Here is an 18,767-nt window from a genome sequence, read left to right on the forward strand (position 1 = left end):
GGCTCACGCACTCCGGCGCAGGGCCGGCAATCCGGTCGCGCGCTGCTCCGCGTCGCCCCGCACCCGGGCGGCGATGTCCTCGCGCACGTCGGCCTTCAACTCGTGCAGCGACGGCGCTCCCTGCTGGGCGAGGTAACCCTGCACGTGCCGGATCGGCACGGCGTAGATCTGCTTCAGCGTGATCGGGGACAGGTCGTCGACGCCCTCGACCACCACGGTCCGGGCCGCGCGGTCCCGGCGGTGGCGCGCGATCTCCTCGACGAACCGCAGCTCGGCCAGCGCCGTCGGATGATGCAGCACCCGGCGGTCGACCTTGATCTGGGTCAGCGGCAGCTCGGCCATCCGGCTCACCGACGCGTAGTCCGAGCCGAAGTCGTCGACCGCGAAGGCCACGCCGGTCTCGCGAGCGAGGTGCTGGAGGCGCTCGTGGAAGTAGGCGTGCGGTTCCGCGTCCCAGATCTCGTCGCGGCGCGGCCGGATCGGATCCTGCTCGGAGATCTCCAGGGTGACCTGCCGCAGACCCGTGCTGGCCAAGGCCTCCCGCAACGAGCCCAGGTACGCGTCGCTGAGCAGCGACCGGACCGATACGTTGACCGAGACCGGCTTCGGGATGTCCCACGGCCCGGACCGGTGTGCCGAGGCGTACGCGGAAAGGGCTTTGGCCACGATGATCTCGTCGCGTTCCACCACGAGGTCGTCGCCCCACACGTGCGCCGCGTTCAGCAGGCCGACCGGGGCGCCGGCGTCGAGCGGGGCCCGGCGGGCGAGCGCCTCGAAGCTGTGGACGCCGACGTGGCCCGCGATCTTGCCGAGGCTGACGATGGGCTGGAAGACGATGCTGAGCGACTCGATGGCCGCGCGCTGCAGCCGGCGGTAGCGCTCGTACAGGCGTACCGGCAATCGGAAATCGCGCCGCAGGTCGGTCAGGACCTGGATCTCGATGTCGTCGTGCGGCTCACCGCGGGTCCGCCAGAGGGTCTGCAGGATCCGCGCGAGCGGCTCGCCCATGCCGGATGCCGGATTTCGCACGGCCAGCAGGACGACCTTGCCGGGCTCGCGGTGCAGGGGCACGGACAACAGCGATCGACGGGCGTCCCAGGCGTGGTGGCCGGTCCAGAGCCGGTCGAGACAGTCGCGGGCGCCGAGCAGATCCCGGGAGGGCTCGCTGTCGAAACCCGGTGTCGCGTCGATCGTGGTAAATCCCGACGGGGTGCGCTCGAGAATGGCCACCGCCTCGGCGCTCAGCGCGGCGCGGAGGTGGGCGGCGTCCGGCCGGGTGACGCGGGCGAGGCGTTCGATCAGCGGCCCGAAACGTTCGAGTGGATTCTCCAGCGCCGCGAAGCTGACCCCGGCGTGCCGGAGCGCGGGCGGACCAGTGTCCTCCGCCCTCGCGATCAATGCATGACGCTCCTCTGTCACCCAACGTCTCCGCACATCTGCGCTCTAGGAATGCGGTGTGCGGAGATAGTAGGCACACGCCCCGGGTGACCATGAGGGTTCGAGTCCAATGTCGATTATGCGTCTTGTTCAACCTGCAAGTTGCACAAAACCGACAGGGTAGGCTGCGCGCAGAGGGGAGTACCTCCGCAACGGAGCGTGGCGGTCATCACGGACATGTCGATCATGTCCCCGTGCGCTCGCCGGCCGGGGCCCGCAGGCATGCATCGGGCAGGCATGCATCGGGCAGGCTCGCTCGGCTCGGTGAGGGAGACCTCGGACGGTCAGGCGCGTCCGAGGAGGCCCGTTCGTGTTACACAGCATCGCCTCACCCCAGCTCTGGGTGATCACCGTGGCCGCGTTGGTCGCGCTTCTCGCCGCCGACTTCGTGGTCACGCATCGGCCGCACGACGTGCCGATGCGCGAGGCGATCGGCTGGTCGGTCTTCTATCTCACGCTGCCGGCGCTGTTCGGGCTGGTGGTCTGGCACGCGTACGGGAGTGAGCCGGCCGTCGAGTTCTACACGGGATTCGTCGTCGAGAAGTCGCTGTCGGTCGACAACCTGTTCGTCTTCATGCTGCTGCTGGCCGCCTTCGCGGTGCCGCCCGCGCTGGCGCAACGCGTTTTGCTGTACGGGATCGCGGGCGCCCTCGTGCTCCGCGGCATCTTCATCGCGGCCGGTGCCGCCGTGCTGGAAACCGGGACGTGGGCGTTCCTGCTGTTCGGAGCGGTGCTCCTGGCGACCGCTTGCAAAGTCGTCCGAGACGCCGTACGCCACCAGGAGTACCACGTCGACATCGACAAGATGCGCAGCGTACGACTCATCCGGCGGGTGTTCCCGGTGACCGCCCAGTATCACGGCGGACGCCTCACGGTCCGCCAGGGGATGCGGCGCGCGCTCACCCCGCTGGCCGTCGTGGTGATCGCGGTGTTCATGACCGACATCGTCTTCGCGTTCGACTCGGTGCCCGCCGTGTACGGGGTGACCGAGGACCCGTACCTGGTGTTCGCCACCAACGCGTTCGCCCTGCTCGGCCTGCGTGCCCTCTACTTCGTGCTGCGCAACGTGCTGGACCGGGTGCGGCACCTCGACTACGGGCTCGGCGTGATCCTCGCGTTCATCGGCGTCAAGCTCGTGCTGCACTGGGCGCACGGGCTCTGGCCGTCGCTGCCCGAGCTGCCGACCACGTTGTCGCTGGCGGTCATCGCCGTGACGCTGGCGGCGGTGACCGCGACGAGCATGGTGGCGAACCGGCGGGAGGCGGCGTCTTATACCCCCCAGGGGTAGCTGTGGCATGGGTCACGTTCGTGCCACCGGGGTAGGTACCCCTACGGGGTACCCGTAGAGTGTCGGTCATGCAGACCATTACGTATGCCGTCGAGGGCATGACCTGTGCACATTGCGCGAGCGCGGTGACCGGTGAGGTCGGTCAGATCTCCGGGATCTCCGACGTACGCGTCGACGTCGGCCGCGGCACCGTGACCGTGATCAGCGAGAACGTTCCGGCGGACGGGGTGATCCGGGCCGCGGTCGAGGAGGCCGGGTACGAGCTGACGGGGACGGTCGCGGGGACCGTATGAACGCCGGTGTGAAGCTCGGGGCGTACGGGATCGGGCTGGTTCTGATCTTCGGGGTCGCCGCGGGAGCCGGAAAGGTGGTGGGGCCGGACAACAAGCCGGCCCCGGCCGCCGTCGGTCACGACACGATGGCTGCGGAGGGTGAGCACATGCCGGGCGGGTTGCAGATCGCCGAGGACGGTTACCGGTTGCAGCCGGTGACCTCGTCGCTGGCCGTCGGGGCGCCCCGGCCGTTCGCATTCCGCGTGCTCGGGCCCACGGGAACCCCGCTGACCTCGTACGCCACGACGCACGACCGGGACCTGCACCTGATCGTGGTGCGGCGTGACCTCAGCGGCTTCCAGCACGTGCACCCCACGCTCGGTGGTGACGGCACCTGGAACGTTCCGTTGTCGGTCGCCGCGCCCGGGCAGTACCGCGTGTTCGCCGACTTCCAGCCGGCCGGCCGGTCGGCGGGCCTGACGCTCGGCGCCGACGTCGCGGCCCCGGGTGACTATCGGCCACTGCCGCTTCCGGCGCCGTCGCCGACCGCGACGGTGGACGATTACCAGGTGACGCTCGACGGGCAACTCCATCCGGGCGCCGCGTCGACGCTCACGCTCACCGTGCGCAAGGACGGCGTACCGGTCACCGATCTTCAGCCGTACCTCGGCGCGTACGGGCATCTGGTCGCGCTGCGCGACGGCGACCTGGCCTTCCTGCACGTCCACCCGCTTTCGACCGCCGGAGCGGCCGTCACGTTCTCGGCCGAGGTGCCGTCGCCCGGCGCGTACCGGCTGTTCCTCGACTTCCGGCACGGCGGCGTGGTGCGTACCGCCGCCTTCACCGCGGAGGCCTTGCAGTGAACACGTCCCTGGGCCGCATCGAGCTGGAGATCGGCGGCATGACCTGCGCGTCCTGCGCCGCCCGGGTCGAGAAGAAGCTGAACCGGATGGACGGGGTCAGCGCGACCGTCAACTACGCCACCGAGAAGGCGACGGTCACCGTGGACCCGTCGGTGACCGCGGCGGACCTGATCGCCACGGTGGAGAAGACCGGTTACACGGCGCAGCTGCCGCAGCCCGCCGTCGCCGTCGCCGCGCCGTCGCCGGCCGACACGCTCCGCACCCGGCTGTGGGTGTCGATCGTGCTCAGCGTGCCCGTCGTGGTTCTCGCGATGGTGCCCGCCTGGCAGTTCAACTACTGGCAGTGGCTGTCGTTGACGCTGGCCGCGCCGGTCGTCGTCTACGGCGGGTTCCCGTTCCACCGGGCCGCGTGGATCAACCTGCGGCACGGCGCCGCCACCATGGACACCCTGGTGTCGCTGGGCACGCTGGCCGCGTTCGGCTGGTCGGTGTGGGCGCTCTTCTTCGGCACGGCCGGGATGCCCGGCATGGTGCATCCATTCAGCTTTGCCGTCGTACGCGGTGACGGCGCGGACAACATCTACCTGGAGGCCGCCGCCGGGGTGACGACGTTCCTCCTCGCCGGACGCTACTTCGAGGCCCGTGCCAAGCGCCGCGCCGGGGATGCGCTGCGCGCGTTGCTCGAACTGGGCGCCAAGGAGGTGGCGGTGCTGCGCGGCGCCGCCGAGGTGCGGGTCCCGGTGGCCGAGCTGACCGTGGGGGACCGCTTCGTCGTCCGCCCCGGCGAGAAGATCGCCACCGACGGCGTGATCGACGACGGCTCGTCCGCGGTGGACCGCAGCATGCTGACCGGCGAGAGCATCCCGGTCGAGGTCGGCCCCGGCGACGCCGTGGTCGGCGCGACGGTCAACGCCGGCGGCCGGCTGATCGTGCGTGCCACCCGCGTCGGTTCGGACACGCAGCTGGCCCAGATGGCCCGGCTCGTCGAGGACGCGCAGACCGGTAAGGCCGCCGTGCAGCGCCTGGCCGACCGCATCTCCGGCGTTTTCGTCCCCGTCGTGATCGCGCTGGCCGTCGGGACGCTCGGCTGGTGGTTCGGCACCGGCGCGGGTTGGACGGAGGCTTTCACGGCGGCGGTGGCCGTGCTGATCATCGCGTGCCCGTGCGCGCTGGGCTTGGCGACCCCGACGGCGTTGCTGGTCGGGACGGGCCGGGGAGCGCAGCTGGGCATCCTCATCAAGGGCCCCGAGGTTTTGGAGTCCACCCGCCGCGTCGACACGGTCCTGCTGGACAAAACGGGCACGGTGACGAGCGGCAAGATGACCCTGGTGTCGGTGGTCGCGGCGCCGGCTGAGACCGCGGTCTTCCCGGCTCCGGGTGAGGGCTCTGCGCTTCCGGCGCCGGACCAGGTTACCGACGACCTGCTGCGCCTGGCCGCGGCGGTCGAGGCGGCGTCGGAGCACCCGATTGCCCGCGCGATCACGGAAGGCTGGCAGAGGGCCCAGGCTTCGGGCGCGCTAGAGGCAGGCGTCGCCACCGACATCCACCGCACCGACATCCACCGCACCTCCACCGCGGCCTCCACTCACCGCACCTCCGCCTCCACCAACCGCACCTCCGCCTCCGCCAACCGCACCTCCGCCTCCGCCTCCACCTCCGCCAACCGCACCTCCACCTCAGCCTCCGCCTCCGCCAACCGCACCTCCACCTCCACCTCCGCCTCCACCTCCACCTCCGCCTCCACCTCCACCTCCACCTCCGCCTCCGCCTCCACCTCCGCCAACCGCACATCCACCCATAGCCCCTCCATGCTGCCGGACATTTCCGATTTTTCGAATATCGAGGGCTTTGGGGTGCAGGCGAAGGTCGACGGGCGCACGGTCGTCATCGGGCGACTGTCGCTGCTGCGGGAGCAGGGTTTCGAGGTGCCCGAGTCGATCGAAGCCGCCGTGGCGAGCGCCCAGGCGGCCGGCCAAACCGCGGTCGTCGTCGGGTGGGCCGGCACGGATGGCCTGGTCGCGGGCGGGGCGACTGGCGGCTCGGCCGTGGGTGGGGTGACTGGCGGCTCGGCCGTGGGTGGGGTGACTGGCGGCTCGGCCGTGGGTGGGGTGACTGGCGGCTCGGCCGTGGGTGGGGTGACTGGCGGCTCGGCCGTGGGTGGCGCGACTGTCGGGCCGGCCGTGGCCGGCGCTGCTGTCGGGCAAGCCCGTGCGGTATTGGCCGTGTCTGATGTGGTCAAGCCGACCAGCGCGGAAGCCGTCGCCGCACTGCGGGGGCTTGGGCTTACGCCGGTCCTGCTCACCGGGGACAACGCCGCCGTGGCGAGGGCGGTCGCGGACGAGGTCGGGATCGATGCGGTGATCGCGGACGTGCTGCCCGCGGACAAGGTTGACGCGGTCAAGCGCCTCCAACGCGACGGCAAGGTCGTGGCCATGGTCGGCGACGGCGTGAACGACGCGGCCGCGCTGGCTCAGGCCGACCTCGGGCTCGCGATGGGCACCGGGACCGACGTCGCGATTGAGGCATCGGACCTGACGCTCGTGCGCGGTGACCTGATGGCCGCGGTCGACGCGATCCGGCTGTCGCGGCGCACGCTGCGGATCATCAAGAGCAACCTGTTCTGGGCCTTCGCATACAACGTGGCCGCGCTGCCGCTGGCCGTCGCGGGGCTGCTCAACCCGATGATCGCGGGGGCGGCGATGGCGTTCTCCAGTGTGTTCGTGGTGGCGAACAGCCTGCGCCTGCGCCGGTTCACCTCGGTGGTCGCGCATCGCTAGAGATTTTCGCGTTTGAGGTCTCGGTGCTGTCGACTTGCTACCCGCGCTGTCGGCCTTGCTGCTCGGCTCATCTGGTCGGGTCGGGCTCTGCCAATGGCAGCCTGGTTCGTTTCGTAGCCCGGCGGCCGCGACCCGTGACGCGGCGGCTCGGGACGGGCATTCCGCGCGCCCGTCGACCGGGCGGCTCCAAGCAGCGTCAGGCAGCGCCGTCCGTGCCCATGATGTGGGATCCGTGTCCGTTGTACGGGACCGACGCCCACATCGTGGCAGCGCGTCCACAATGCGAGATATATGTCCACCATGGACACATCTTTTATCCGCGTTCATACCCTTTGCTCCGGTGCTTTCCGCCGTGTTTGGTAGACCTTGGAGAGTCCGGGCTCACATATGGGCGCAACTCTCCAAGGTCTCAAGAAGGTCCAGGATGTGGTCGGGATCGCCACATAGTGGGATAGGCGGACGAGGCGCGCGTCGACCTGGACACCTGTGCGGCTCGTGGTCACCTCGGCTGCCGATGCCGATGCCGATGCCGATGCCGATGCCGATGCCGATGCCGATGCCGATGGCGATGGCACGCCGATGGCGATAGCGGGCTGAGAGCCCCGGACTGCTGCGGGCCGCTGATTACGGGTCGCCGGTTGCTCGACACGCACGGCGTCGAGATCCGCCGCCGCCTCGCGTAAGCGGCAGGTCGACCGGAGCGAAGCCGGCGCGCCGACGCTTGAGAACGGCAACGATGACCCCAACGCGGATCTGGGCGAGTGGCCGGGCCCGGCGCCGCCACGGCGAGCGGCTGGCCGGGCCGGCCGGGTCACTTACGGAGCAGCGCGTCGCTTGCCGCTCGGGCGAGCCAGCGCTCGGCCCGGTCGTACGTCCAGTGGTTGTCGTCGACCAGCGTGAACAGTGACGCGTAGCCGAAGTAATACCAGAGCACGTCGGCCGCCTCGTCCGCGTCCACATCGGTGGCCAGCGCGCCCAGATCGGCCAGACGCCGCGCGACCAGCCCCACCCCGTCGCGATACCGCTTCGTCCCGAGGGCGAAATCGGCGGCCACGGCCTGGTCGTGCGGGGCGGTGGCCAGCGCGAGGCGCATCACGTCGCCCCAGTCCTGGCGCATCGTGCGCGTCATGAACGACAGCGTCCGGAGTATCTCGGCCGGGTCCTCGAGCCGGGCGAACCTCTCCTCGTACTCGGCGATGATCGGCGCCCGCGTCCATTCGTCGATCAGCGTGCCCATCAGCCCCTGTTTGCCGCCGGACACTGCGTAGACGGTCGCGGGAGACACCCGTGCCTCGGCCGCGATCTCGTCCACCCGGGTGGCGAAGAAGCCGCGCTCTGCGAACAACCGGCGGGCCGCGTCCACGATCGCCCGCCGGGTGAGCTCCGCATACTCCGCGCGTCGGCTCGGCGGCTTCGAGGCCTGGTTCATCAGACGACCGTAACAGACGTACGACACACTTCCTTGTCGCTGGAGTGTCACTCTGATTAGCGTAGCCGCTATGCAGACAGCAGAGAGTGACCACATCAAGCTCTGGAACCGCGAGGTCGACGTCAAGCCGGCGCGCGTCGTCGCACCGACCGGGCCCGACGAGGTGAGCGCCGCACTCCGGCAACGCGACGGCCTGCCGGTCTCGGTGCTCGGCGGCGGCCACGACTGGGCGGGCCGGTCGGTCCGCCGCGACGGCCTGGTCATCGATCTGAGCCGGATGCGGCGCGTCGTGGTCGACCCGGTCGCCCGGATCGCGGTGCTCGGCGGAGGGGCCACCGCGGCCGACGTCATCGCGGAGGCCGGCAAGTACGGCCTGGTGGCCGCCACCGGCACCGTGGGCGATGTCGGGTTGACCGGCCTCACCCTGGGCGGCGGGTACGGGCTGCTGGCCGGCAAGCACGGCATGGCGGTGGACAACGTGGTCGCCGCCGACGTGGTGCTGGCCGACGGAAGCTACCTGCACACCGACGCGACCAACGACCCCGACCTGTTCTGGGCGCTGCGCGGCGGGGGCGGCAACTTCGGCGTGGTCACCGCTCTGGAGGTTCGCCTGCACGAGCTCGATCAGGTGCTGGCCGGCTTCATCATGTTCGGGTTCGAGCAGGCCGCGCGGGTCTGGGCCGGCCTTCGGGAGGTGCTCGCCGAGGCGCCCGGCGAACTCACCGTGCAGTCCGGGATCTTCTCCGGCCCGGACGGATCCACCGCACTGCTGCTGATCCCCTGCTGGTCCGGGGCGAGCACCGAGGGCGAGGCGTGGATCAACCGCCTCCAGCGCCTGGGCACTCCCGTGTTTTCCCAGGTAACCCCTATGCCGTACGGGACCCTGCTGCGTCTTTACGGCGAACAGATAGCCGACGGGAACCATTACGCGATCCGCACCCGAACCGTGCGAGCATACGCCCCCGAGGTCATCGAAGCGCTGGTGGAGGCCGGTCGGACCCGCACGTCGCGATGGTCCGGCATCCCGATCCACCACGCCCACGGCGCCACCACCCGGATCCCGGCCGACGCGACCGCCTTCCCGCATCGCGACCCGCACCACGTCGTCGAGATCGTCGCCGGCTGGCGCCCCGGGGATCCGGAACCCGCGCGCCACATCGCCTGGGCCGAATCGGTGTCCCGCTCGCTGGCCCCAATCGCCGAGCCGGGCGGGTACGTCAACCTGCTCGGCCCCGAGGCGACGGATCAGATCGACGAGGCGTACGGGCAAAACACCGCCCGCCTGCTGAGCATCAAACGCCGGTACGACCCGGACAACGTCTTCGCCGCGACGGGACTGCCGCGGCGATAGGAGCCGTGGCGGCGGCCATGGGGGGATGGCCGCCGTCGCGCACTCCGATGTCCGTCAGGCCGCGGACGGCCCCGTGTTCACCCGGGAACGCACGACCTCCACCACGTGCGCCACGGCCTCCTCGATCGGGACGCCGTTGCGCTGCGAGCCGTCGCGGTACCGGAAGGAGACCGTCCCGCCGGCCACGTCGTCGTCGCCGGCGATCGCCATGAACGGGATCTTCTGCTGCTGCGCCGTGCGGATCTTCTTCTGCATCCGGTCGTCCGAATAGTCCACCTCGGCGCGGATGCCCTGCTTGCGCAGCAGCGAGACAAATTCCGAAAGGTACGCGGCGTGCTCGTCGCGGATCGGGATGCCGACCACCTGCACCGGCGCGAGCCAGGCCGGGAACGCGCCCGCGTAGTGCTCGACCAGCAGGCCGAAGAACCGCTCGATCGAGCCGAACTTCGCCGAGTGGATCATCACCGGTTCCTGCCGGGTGCCGTCCGCCGCCTGGTATTCCAGTCCGAACCGGGCCGGCTGGTTGAAGTCGTACTGAATGGTGGACATCTGCCACGTGCGGCCGATCGCGTCCCGCGCCTGCACCGAGATCTTCGGGCCGTAGAAGGCCGCGCCGCCCGGGTCCGGTACCAGCTCGAGCCCGGACTCCACGGCCACGTCCTCGAGCACCTTCGTCGCCACGGCCCACTGCTCGTCCGTACCGATGAATTTGTCGCTCTTGGGGTCCCGGGTGGAGATCTCCAGGTAGAAGTCGTCCAAGCCGAAGTCGCGTAGCAGCGACAGCACGAAGTTCAGCAGGTGCTTGATCTCGCCGGGGGCCTGCTCGGGCGACACGTACGAGTGCGAGTCGTCCTGGGTCAGCCCGCGCACCCGGGTGAGGCCGTGCACCACGCCCGACTTCTCGTAGCGGTACACCGAGCCGAACTCGAAGAACCGCAGCGGCAGCTCACGGTAGGAACGCCCGCGCGCCTTGAAGATCAAGTTGTGCATCGGGCAGTTCATGGCCTTGAGGTAGTAGTCCGCCCCCTCCAGCTCCATCGGGGGGAACATCGTGTCCTTGTAGTACGGCAGGTGCCCGGAGGTGTGGAACAGCCCCTCCTTGGTGATGTGCGGCGTGCCGACGTACTGGAAGCCCTCCTCGATGTGCCGCAGCCGGACGTAGTCCTCCATCTCCCGCTTGATCACCCCACCCTTCGGGTGGAAGACCGCGAGACCCGAGCCGATCTCGTCGGGGAAGGAGAAGAGGTCCAGCTCGGCGCCCAGCTTGCGGTGGTCGCGACGCTCGGCCTCGGCAAGACGATTGAGGTACGCCTTGAGTTCGTCCCGGGACGGCCACGCCGTGCCGTAGATGCGCTGCAGCTGCGGGTTCTTCTCACTGCCGCGCCAGTACGCGGCGGCGGACCGCATCAGCTTGAACGCCGGGATCAAGCGGGTGGTGGGCAGGTGCGGGCCGCGGCACAGGTCACCCCAGACGCGCTTGCCGTCCTTGTCGATGTTGTCGTAGTGGGTCAGCTCGCCGTGGCCGACCTCCATCACCTCGTTGGCGTCCACGTCACCCTTGAGGTCGACCAGCTCGAGCTTGTACGGCTCGTCGATCAGCTCCAGCTTCGCCTCGTCGAGCGACCTGTACTCCCGGCGGCGGAACGTCTGCCCGGCCTTGATGATCTCCTGCATGCGCTTTTCCAGCTTGGAAAGGTCCTCCGGCTGGAACGGCTTGGGCACGTCGAAGTCGTAGTAGAAGCCGTTCTCGATCGGCGGGCCGATGCCCAGCTTCGCCTCCGGGAACGTGTCCTGCACGGCCTGCGCCAGCACGTGCGCGGTCGAGTGGCGCAGCACGTTGAGGCCGTCCGGCGAGTCGATCGCGACCGGGGTCACGTCGGTGTCGAGCTCGGGCGCCCAGTCCAGGTCGCGGAGCCGGCCGGCGGCGTCGCGGACCACCACGACCGCCTTCGGCCCGGTCGTCGGCAGGCCGGCCGCGGCCACCGCGTCGGCGGCCGTAGTCCCGGCCGGGACGACAAGTGGGTCGGCCACAGCGGGGGTACGGGGTGCGGACACGGTGTTCTCCTTCGTCACGGTTCGCCATCCGGGGATTTCCGGACCGTTGACGATGCTATCCGGGCCGCCCGGGCAGGCCCGCCCCGGAGCCGCCCGCCGCCCATACCCGACATTTCGGTTTTGTGTCGCCGAGGTGGTGCGTCCCGCCACCGCTCATCGTCGGCGCTCATTTTCTTGATGCATAGTGTGCTCGTGACTGCACCATTCTGTGCGACCGAGACGCGGCTCTACGAGCACGGCACCGTCATCGCCGAGGGCTTCGCGTCCGACCAGTCGCAGGCCCTGCTGCACGAGCACCCCGAAGCGGTGCTCTGGCTCGACCTCTACCGGCCGGACGCGGCCGACCTCGAGGCGATCGGCAGCGAGTTCCGGCTGCACCCGCTCGCGATCGAGGACGCGGCCCAGCCGCACGAGCGGCCCAAGCTCGACCGTTACGCCGGGCACGCCTTCCTCAACGTCTACGCGGTCGATATCACCCTCGACAACGGCACCTCGACCGTGACCAAGACCGAGATCAGCGCCTTCATCACCGAGCGGGCGCTGATCACCGTACGGAAATCGCCGAGCAACACCGCCCGGCTGACCGAGCGCTGGGACGCGGACGCGAAGCTCACCGACGCCGCGGGTGTCGGTTTCCTGGTGTACGGCCTGCTGGACGAGGTCGTCGACGGTCACTACGCGGCCGGCATGCGGCTCGACCAGGCGATGGACTCGGTCGAGGACACGCTGCTGGAGGAGGGTGGCGCTCCCCGCGCGGTGCGGATGCGCGGCATCGAGATCCGCAAGATCGTGGCGCAGCTGCGCCGGGTGGTCGCGCCGATGCCGGAGCTCGTCGGCGCCGCGATGCGCAGCGACCTCGACCTGGTCGACGACCGGCTGCGGCCGTACTACCGCGACGTCGAGGACCACGCCGAGCACACCGTCGACACGGTCGAGCACCTGCGCGACCGGATCGAGGGCCTGTTGCAGGCCGACCTGGCCGAGCAGGGCAACGTGCTCAACGACGTCACCCGCAAGCTCGCCGCCTGGGCCGCCATCATCGCGGTGCCGACCGCGATCACCGGCTACTTCGGCCAGAACCTGCCGTTCCCGGGGTTCGAGAAATGGTGGGGTGTCCTGCTCAGCTTCGGCCTGATCGTCATCTCGGCCGGGAGCCTCTACCTCTTCGCCAAGAAGCGCGGCTGGCTGTAGGCAATATTTCGCAAATAGTAAATATTCACCGGCCCCCCTGAATGCGTTACATGGCGTAACCTGCCGTGTGATCTTCGGGAGGGATGAATGTTCGCGCTGATCTGGGGTGCGGTGCGGACCCGTCGGGCGCAGGTGCTGACGGTGCTGATCCTGACCGCCCTGGCCGCCGCGGTGGCTGCCGCCGGGCCCTGGTACGCGGTCGCCAGCAGCAACCGGGCCGCCGCCGCGGACGTCGCGGCCGCTCCCGCCGAGCAGCGCACCATCTCGGTCCGCCAGATCGCCGACACCCAGGGCCAGCCCCGCACGGTGCTGCAACAGTTCGCGGCGAAGGCACAGGGCCTGCTGCCGCTGCCCGCCACGGCGCCGGTCGGCGGCATGGTGATGCCGATGACGGTGGCGAACGGCAACAGCACATCGCAGATCGGTGTCGCCTACCGCGACGATTTCTGTGCCCACGTACGCCTCGACGGCGACTGCCCGTCACGCTCCAACGAGATCGCCATCAGTGCGAAGGCCGCCCAGCAACTCGGCGTCGGCATCGGCGGCACGACCAGTCTGCGCGCCTCGCCGACCACCGAACCGATCCGGCTGAAGGTCGTCGGGTTCTACCTGCCGGCCGACCCGACCGGCCTGTACTGGAGCAACTCGCTCTACCGTGCCGAGGGCACCGCGCTCGACCCGGTATTCACTCCGCTGCAGACATTCGAGCTCAGAGAGCTCTGGGAACCGACGGTCAGCTTCGACGTGCAGGTGCCGGACGCGCTGATCCGCGGCGGCGGCGACCTGGCGACCGCGCTGCGGGCGGCCGACGTCCGGATGGGAGCGGCCGAGCTGCGCCTGGTCAACCCCATCGGCGTGCTGCTCGCCGTGATCGCCCGGGACCGCGCGGAGATCCGCACCGGCGTGCTGGTCGCGATGATTCAGATCCTGGTGCTGGCCTGGTTCGCGATCGGGCTCGCGGGCCGCTACACCGGACGCGATCGGCGCGGCGACGCCGCCCTGCTCAAGCTGCGCGGCAGCGCCCGCGGCGGGATGCTGCGGCTGGCCTGGGGACAGCACGTGGTTCCGCTGCTGGCCGGCGCGGTCGTCGGCCTGCCGCTGGGCTGGCTGGTGGCCCGGCTGCTGGCCGGCCCGCTCACCGACGGCCGCGGCACCGCTCTGCTGCTCTCCGTCGTCGCGGTGGCCGCCGTCCTGGTGGGCGGCCTGCTCGTGCTCGCCGTGGTCGAGGGTCTGGTGCTGCGCCAGCCGGTGGCCGTGCTGCTGCGTCAGGTCGGCACCGCCCGCGGCGACTGGCGTTCCGGCGTCGTCGACCTGCTGCTGCTCGCCGTCGCCGTGGCCGCCGTCTACCAGGCCCGGTCCAGCGCGGCCGGCAGCGGCCTCGCGCTGGCCGCACCCGCCCTCGTCGGGCTCGCCGTGGCGCTGCTGCTCGCCCGGCTGCTGGGCCGCCTCGCCGACCGGGGCGGCGGCGCGGCCGTCCGCACCGGGCACCTGCGGGCCGGCCTCACCGCCGTGCAGGTGTCCCGGCAGCCCGGCAGCGACCGTGTGTTCGCGCTGGTCGTGGTCGCGGTCGCGATGTTCGCCACGGCGGTCGGCGGCTGGTACGGCGAGGACACCGCGCGCACCGACCGCAGCACCGCCGAACTGGGCGCGGACCGCGTCCTGACCGTGCAGGTGGCCAACCGCACCGGTCTGGTGGACGCCGTCCGCACCGCCGACCCGGGCGGCACGCAGGCGATGGCCGTCGTGGTGGACCGCGCCGCGAACCCGCCGGTTCTCGCCGTGGACAGCGCCCGCCTCGCCGCCGTGGCCCGCTGGCGTCCCGAGTACGGACCGCTCGGCGCGCTCCCGTCCGGCGACCTCGGACCGGCCCCGCTCCCGGCGGTCACCGGCGACCGGCTCGGCGTGCGACTCACCCACGACGGGAAGAAGGCCGCGGTGCTCAACGTGGTGCTGCTGAACGAGAAGAGCGGCGCACCGGTCAAGGTCCGCTTCGGCCGGCTCGGCCCGGGCGACCAGACGCTGACCGCGCCGGTGCCCGGCTGCGCCGACGGCTGCCGGATCCTGCGCTGGGAGGTGACGTCGCCGCCCACCGCCGAGGGTCTGGCCTTCCCGGCACCGGACGGCACCGCGGTGACGATCCGCGCGCTCACCCAGCAGAACCCGTCCGCCGAGATCCTGGGCGGCGCGGCGCTGGGCGACATCACCCGCTGGCGCTCCGGCACCGAGGGCGCGGCGATGGACGTGGACGCCCGCGACGGCGTCCTGCGCATGAACGTGGACGCGAACCTCACCGCGCAGCCGATGGTCGGCAGTGCGGTGTGGGCGGTCGACACCGCGCTGCCGCTGCCCGTGGTCCTGTCCGGCCCGAAGGCGTCGGCCTGGCAGTTCGGCGAGTCGAACGTGAGCTCGTTCGGCGGCTCGCCGATCCCGGTCCGGGTCGCCGGGACCGCCGCCGCGCTGCCGGTGCTCGGCCGCGCCGGTGTGCTGGTCGACCTGGAGGCCACCCGGCGGATCATCGGCGACGCCAACCCGCCCGCGGAATACCAGGTGTGGCTCGCACCCGGAGCCGGGCGTGCGGTGGTGGACCGGCTCGTCGCGGCCGGACTGCGGGTCAGCGGCGACGAGAGCGTCTCCTCCCGGTCGGCTCAGCTGGCCGAGCAGGCGCCCGCCACGGTCATCCGGTTCTCGCTGGTCTGCGGCGTGGTGGGACTGCTGCTCGCGGCGGCGGCCATCGGGGTCGCCGGGGCGGTCGACCGGCGCACCCGGCTGGGCCAGCTGACGGCGCTGCGGGTCCAGGGTCTGCCCGTCCGGACGACGGTGGCCACGGCGTACGCGGGACCGGCGGCCCTGATCGGTACCGGGCTGATCGGCGGCCTGCTGGCCGCGGCGGTCGCCGGTCCGCTGGCCCGCGTCTCGATCCCGGACTTCACCGACGGCTGGAACGTGCTGGCCGCGCCGGGCGCCCTCGGCCGCAACCCGTTCCTGTTCGCCGGACTGGCCGCCCTCGTCGTGCTCGGACTGGTCGGCTGGCTCTCGGTGCTGCCGCTGGTACGCCGGCTGCGTCGCGCGGGGAAGGCCGGCCGATGATCCAGCTCGTTCTCGCGATGGTCTGGACCAGGCGCGGCCAGGCCGTCACGCTGGCGCTGCTCGCCCTGTTCGCGGTGGCGTCCGCAGTGGCCTCGCCGGCCTACCTGATCGCGGCCGACCGGGCCGTCGCGGCCGGTCAGATCAGCACCGCGGTGCCCGGCGAACTGGGCCTGGTCATCAGCTCGACGCGCGACGACCGGGTCGGTGTCGGCGGTCCGGACTTCACCAACATCAGCGACGCGCTGATCAACCTGCCCGGCTTCTCCTTCGTGTACGCCTCGCAATTCCCCACGATGGGCATCGAGCCCGGCGTCAAGACCGCTTCCCAGCTGGTCTTCCGTCAGGACAGCTGCGCCCACGTCCGGATCGTCACCGGGCGCTGCCTGATCGGCACCGGCGACGTCATCATCGGGGCCGCGACCGCGGCGCGGCTGCACCTGGCCGCCGGCGACCCGATCACGATGCGGTCGGCGAAGTTCTCCGACGACCCGGTGCGTCCGGCGTGGCTGCCGGACGGGCTGCCGCAGCGGCTGACCGTCGTCGGGACCTACCAGGTACGCGACCGTGCCGAGGCGTACTGGGGAACGCATGGGTATTTCGACTCCGGCCGTGAGCCCGTGTTCACCGGGCAGTCCACCTTCACCACGATGGACCACGGCGCCACCGAGCTGACGATCGACGGCACCGCCGGACCGCGGGCGCTGAACATCGACCGGCTGCCCGCGCTGCGCAACGGTCTCGCCGGGCTCAGCGTGGTCAACGAGAAGCTGGGCTCGTCCCTGCAGATCAACACCGACATGCCCGCGTTGCTCGACCGGATCGACGCCGGACGCTCGGCCAGCCGTCTCATCGTCCCGGTGCTGGCGGTCCCGCTGGTGCTGCTGGCCTGCTTCAGCATCTTCCTCGCGGTCAGCTACGGCAGCCAGGGCCGCCAACCCGAGCTCGCGGTGGTCGCCCTGCGCGGCAGCCGCTGGTGGATGCGGTGGTGGCTGGCGATCGGCGAGAGCCTGGTCGCGGTGCTGCTCGGTGCGCTGGCCGGGTGCCTCGCCGGACAGCTGCTGGTCAACGCGGTGGCGGCGGCCCGGTTCCCCGGCGTCGGCGCCGCCCCGGACTGGTCGTCGCTGCGCTACGCGCCGTTCGCCGCGCTCGCCGCGCTGGCCGCCGTGGTTCTCGCGCAGCGGCGGCAACTGCTCAGCCCGGTCGCGGTGCTGTTGCGGCGCAACCCGGTGGTGGCGAACGGCCCGCGCGCCCTCGCCGTGGAACTGTTGATCGTGCTGCTCGCCGTGGTCAGCGCGGTCCAGCTCGCCATCTCCGGGGGCACGCTCAAGGGCATCGGCACGCTCGCACCGGCGTTCCTCATGCTGGCGCTGTCGTTGATCGCCGCCCGCGCCCTGCTGCCCGTGGTGACCCGTTTCGCCTCGCGCGCGCTGGCCGGCGGTCGTCTCGGCCTCGCGCTGGCCGGGTTCCAGCTCTCCCGGCGGCCCGGCGCGCAGCGGCTGTTCGCACTGCTCATCGCCACCGTGGCGGTGGCCGGGTACGCCAGCGCGGCGGTCGACGTCGCGGCCCAGGGCCGGGGCGTCGAGTCCCAATTGGGCATCGGCGCCGACCGGGTGCTCGACATCCGCCCGGTGCATCGGACCACGCTGCTGCGAGCGGTCCGCGCGGTGGACCCGGACGGGCGGTACGCGATGGCGGTGTCCCGGCTGCCCAACAGCACCGCGAACGAACCGCTCGGCCTGGCCGTCGACTCGTCCCGGCTGGCCGCGGTGGCGACCTGGCCGTCCGGCGGGCCCACCGCGGCGACGGTGGCCCGGCGGCTGCATCCCGGGCAACCGCCGGCCCCGATTCAGCTCGACGGGCAGGACATCACGATCGACGCCGCGGTGAGCGGGATCGCCTTCGGCAAGGAGCTCAGCCTGGCCGTCGCGGTGTCCTCGCTGACCGGACTGGGGGACACCGTGGCCGGCCTCGGCGTGCTGCGCGACGGCACCGACCGGTACAGCATCCGGGTACCGATCTGCCGGGAAGGCTGCCGCCTCAACGGGATCCAGCTGTCCGGCGCCATCACCGCGGTCGGCTTCACCGGCCGCGTCGTGATCAACGACATCGGCACGACGAGCCCGACCCGGATGGTGCCGGCGGCGCGGCTCAGCGACCTGTCCGGCTGGCGGATGCCGCGCTACGGCCGGCTCTCCGCGGCCGGCGGCGGGCTGCGCATCGACGTGGACGGGCCGGGCGGCCTGGCCGGCGGCGCGTGGGTGCAGCCGGTCGACACACCGTTCCCGATGCCCGTCGCGTACGCCGGTACCCCGCCCGTGGACGGCACGGTGACCGGCATCGACGGCAACCGGCTCCCGGTGCGCGATGTGGCCGAGGTCTCCGCCGTGCCCCGGCTCGGCGTGCACGCCACCCTGGTCGACCTGGACTACGCGGACCGGCTCGGCGTCGACGGCATGCCCGCGCTGCAGCCGCAGGTGTGGCTGAACGACCGGGCTCCCGCCGACGTGCTGGAGCGGCTGGCCGCCCAGGGCCTCACCGTCACCGCGGACACCCGGTCGGCGCAGCTGCGACGCCAGCTCGACGAACAAGGACCGGCCCTGGCGCTCTGGTTCTACGTGCTGGCCGGCGGCCTGTCCGTGCTGCTGGGCGCCGGCGCGCTGGTGCTGGCGGCCGCCGTCGACCGGTCCCGCCGGGTGGAAGACCTGTCGGCGTTGCGCGCGCAGGGCATGAGCCGTCCCGCCGTGGGCCGGGCGACCTTGTGGACCTACCCGGTGCTGGTCGCGATCGCCGCGGTCGTGGGTGCGGTGACCGCCGCGGCGACCTGGGCGCTGACCGGCTGGGCACTGCCGCTCGCGGGTCTGCATCCGCCGAGCCTGCCGCTGCCGTCGTGGCCGCACCTGGTGGTGGTCCCGCTGGCCACGCTCACCGTGCTGGCGCTGCTGGCGGTGGTGGCGGCGCTGACCGGACGCGACCTGCGCGGCCGCATCGACCGCCGGGACGCCGCGTAGTTGCACCGG

Annotated in this window: 11 protein-coding genes; 8 read left to right on the forward strand and 3 right to left on the reverse strand. The window is 71.5% G+C overall.

Annotated features, from left to right (window positions below; all coding sequences use genetic code 11):
• Positions 1 to 3: 3 nt before the first annotated feature.
• Positions 4 to 1,419 (reverse strand): EAL domain-containing protein, encoded by a 1,416-nt coding sequence (locus HH310_RS08240; RefSeq protein WP_169174833.1) that lies wholly within the window; start codon positions 1,417 to 1,419, stop codon positions 4 to 6.
• A 328-nt stretch (positions 1,420 to 1,747) separates the two neighbouring features.
• On the opposite strand from HH310_RS08240, the gene HH310_RS08245 reads away from it, so the two are divergent.
• The 4 genes from HH310_RS08245 to HH310_RS08260 all read left to right on the forward strand — a co-directional run bounded on the left by HH310_RS08245 (position 1,748) and on the right by HH310_RS08260 (position 6,637).
• The gene (locus tag HH310_RS08245; protein ID WP_312033907.1) at positions 1,748 to 2,725 is read left to right on the forward strand and encodes a TerC/Alx family metal homeostasis membrane protein; all 978 of its coding nucleotides are present in this window, start codon (positions 1,748 to 1,750) and stop codon (positions 2,723 to 2,725) included.
• Between the two features lie 68 nt (positions 2,726 to 2,793).
• Complete coding sequence (locus HH310_RS08250; protein ID WP_169174834.1) at positions 2,794 to 3,018, forward strand: heavy-metal-associated domain-containing protein; 225 nt, start codon at positions 2,794 to 2,796, stop codon at positions 3,016 to 3,018.
• Positions 3,015 to 3,860, forward strand: coding sequence for a DUF748 domain-containing protein (locus HH310_RS08255; RefSeq protein WP_169174835.1), 846 nt, complete (start codon positions 3,015 to 3,017; stop codon positions 3,858 to 3,860). Before HH310_RS08250 ends, HH310_RS08255 begins: the two co-directional genes overlap by 4 nt.
• A gap of 38 nt (positions 3,861 to 3,898) precedes the next feature.
• Positions 3,899 to 6,637 (forward strand): cation-translocating P-type ATPase, encoded by a 2,739-nt coding sequence (locus tag HH310_RS08260; protein WP_211191935.1) that lies wholly within the window; start codon positions 3,899 to 3,901, stop codon positions 6,635 to 6,637.
• Positions 6,638 to 7,448: 811 nt separating this feature from the next.
• Here HH310_RS08260 and HH310_RS08265 read toward each other — a convergent pair.
• Positions 7,449 to 8,066 (reverse strand): TetR/AcrR family transcriptional regulator, encoded by a 618-nt coding sequence (locus HH310_RS08265; protein ID WP_169174837.1) that lies wholly within the window; start codon positions 8,064 to 8,066, stop codon positions 7,449 to 7,451.
• A gap of 70 nt (positions 8,067 to 8,136) precedes the next feature.
• Here HH310_RS08265 and HH310_RS08270 point away from each other — a divergent pair, with 70 nt between their 5' ends.
• Entirely contained in the window at positions 8,137 to 9,417 is a 1,281-nt protein-coding gene (locus HH310_RS08270) for an FAD-binding oxidoreductase (RefSeq protein WP_169174838.1), read from the forward strand.
• 54 nt (positions 9,418 to 9,471) lie between these two features.
• On the opposite strand, the gene thrS is transcribed toward HH310_RS08270, so the two are convergent.
• On the reverse strand, positions 9,472 to 11,472 hold the full coding sequence (gene thrS, locus HH310_RS08275) for a threonine--tRNA ligase (protein WP_312033908.1): 2,001 nt from the start codon (positions 11,470 to 11,472) through the stop codon (positions 9,472 to 9,474).
• Positions 11,473 to 11,664: 192 nt separating this feature from the next.
• On the opposite strand from thrS, the gene HH310_RS08280 reads away from it, so the two are divergent.
• The 3 genes from HH310_RS08280 to HH310_RS08290 all read left to right on the forward strand — a co-directional run bounded on the left by HH310_RS08280 (position 11,665) and on the right by HH310_RS08290 (position 18,758).
• Positions 11,665 to 12,663 carry a magnesium transporter CorA family protein gene (locus tag HH310_RS08280; protein WP_312033910.1) on the forward strand — a complete coding sequence of 333 codons (999 nt, stop codon included), beginning with the start codon at positions 11,665 to 11,667 and terminating at the stop codon, positions 12,661 to 12,663.
• 87 nt (positions 12,664 to 12,750) lie between these two features.
• Entirely contained in the window at positions 12,751 to 15,750 is a 3,000-nt protein-coding gene (locus HH310_RS08285) for an FtsX-like permease family protein (RefSeq protein ID WP_169174840.1), read from the forward strand.
• Positions 15,747 to 18,758 (forward strand): FtsX-like permease family protein, encoded by a 3,012-nt coding sequence (locus tag HH310_RS08290; protein WP_169174841.1) that lies wholly within the window; start codon positions 15,747 to 15,749, stop codon positions 18,756 to 18,758. Before HH310_RS08285 ends, HH310_RS08290 begins: the two co-directional genes overlap by 4 nt.
• Positions 18,759 to 18,767 lie beyond the last annotated feature (9 nt).

Source organism: Actinoplanes sp. TBRC 11911, assembly GCF_012933445.1.
Lineage (GTDB): Bacteria > Actinomycetota > Actinomycetes > Mycobacteriales > Micromonosporaceae > Actinoplanes.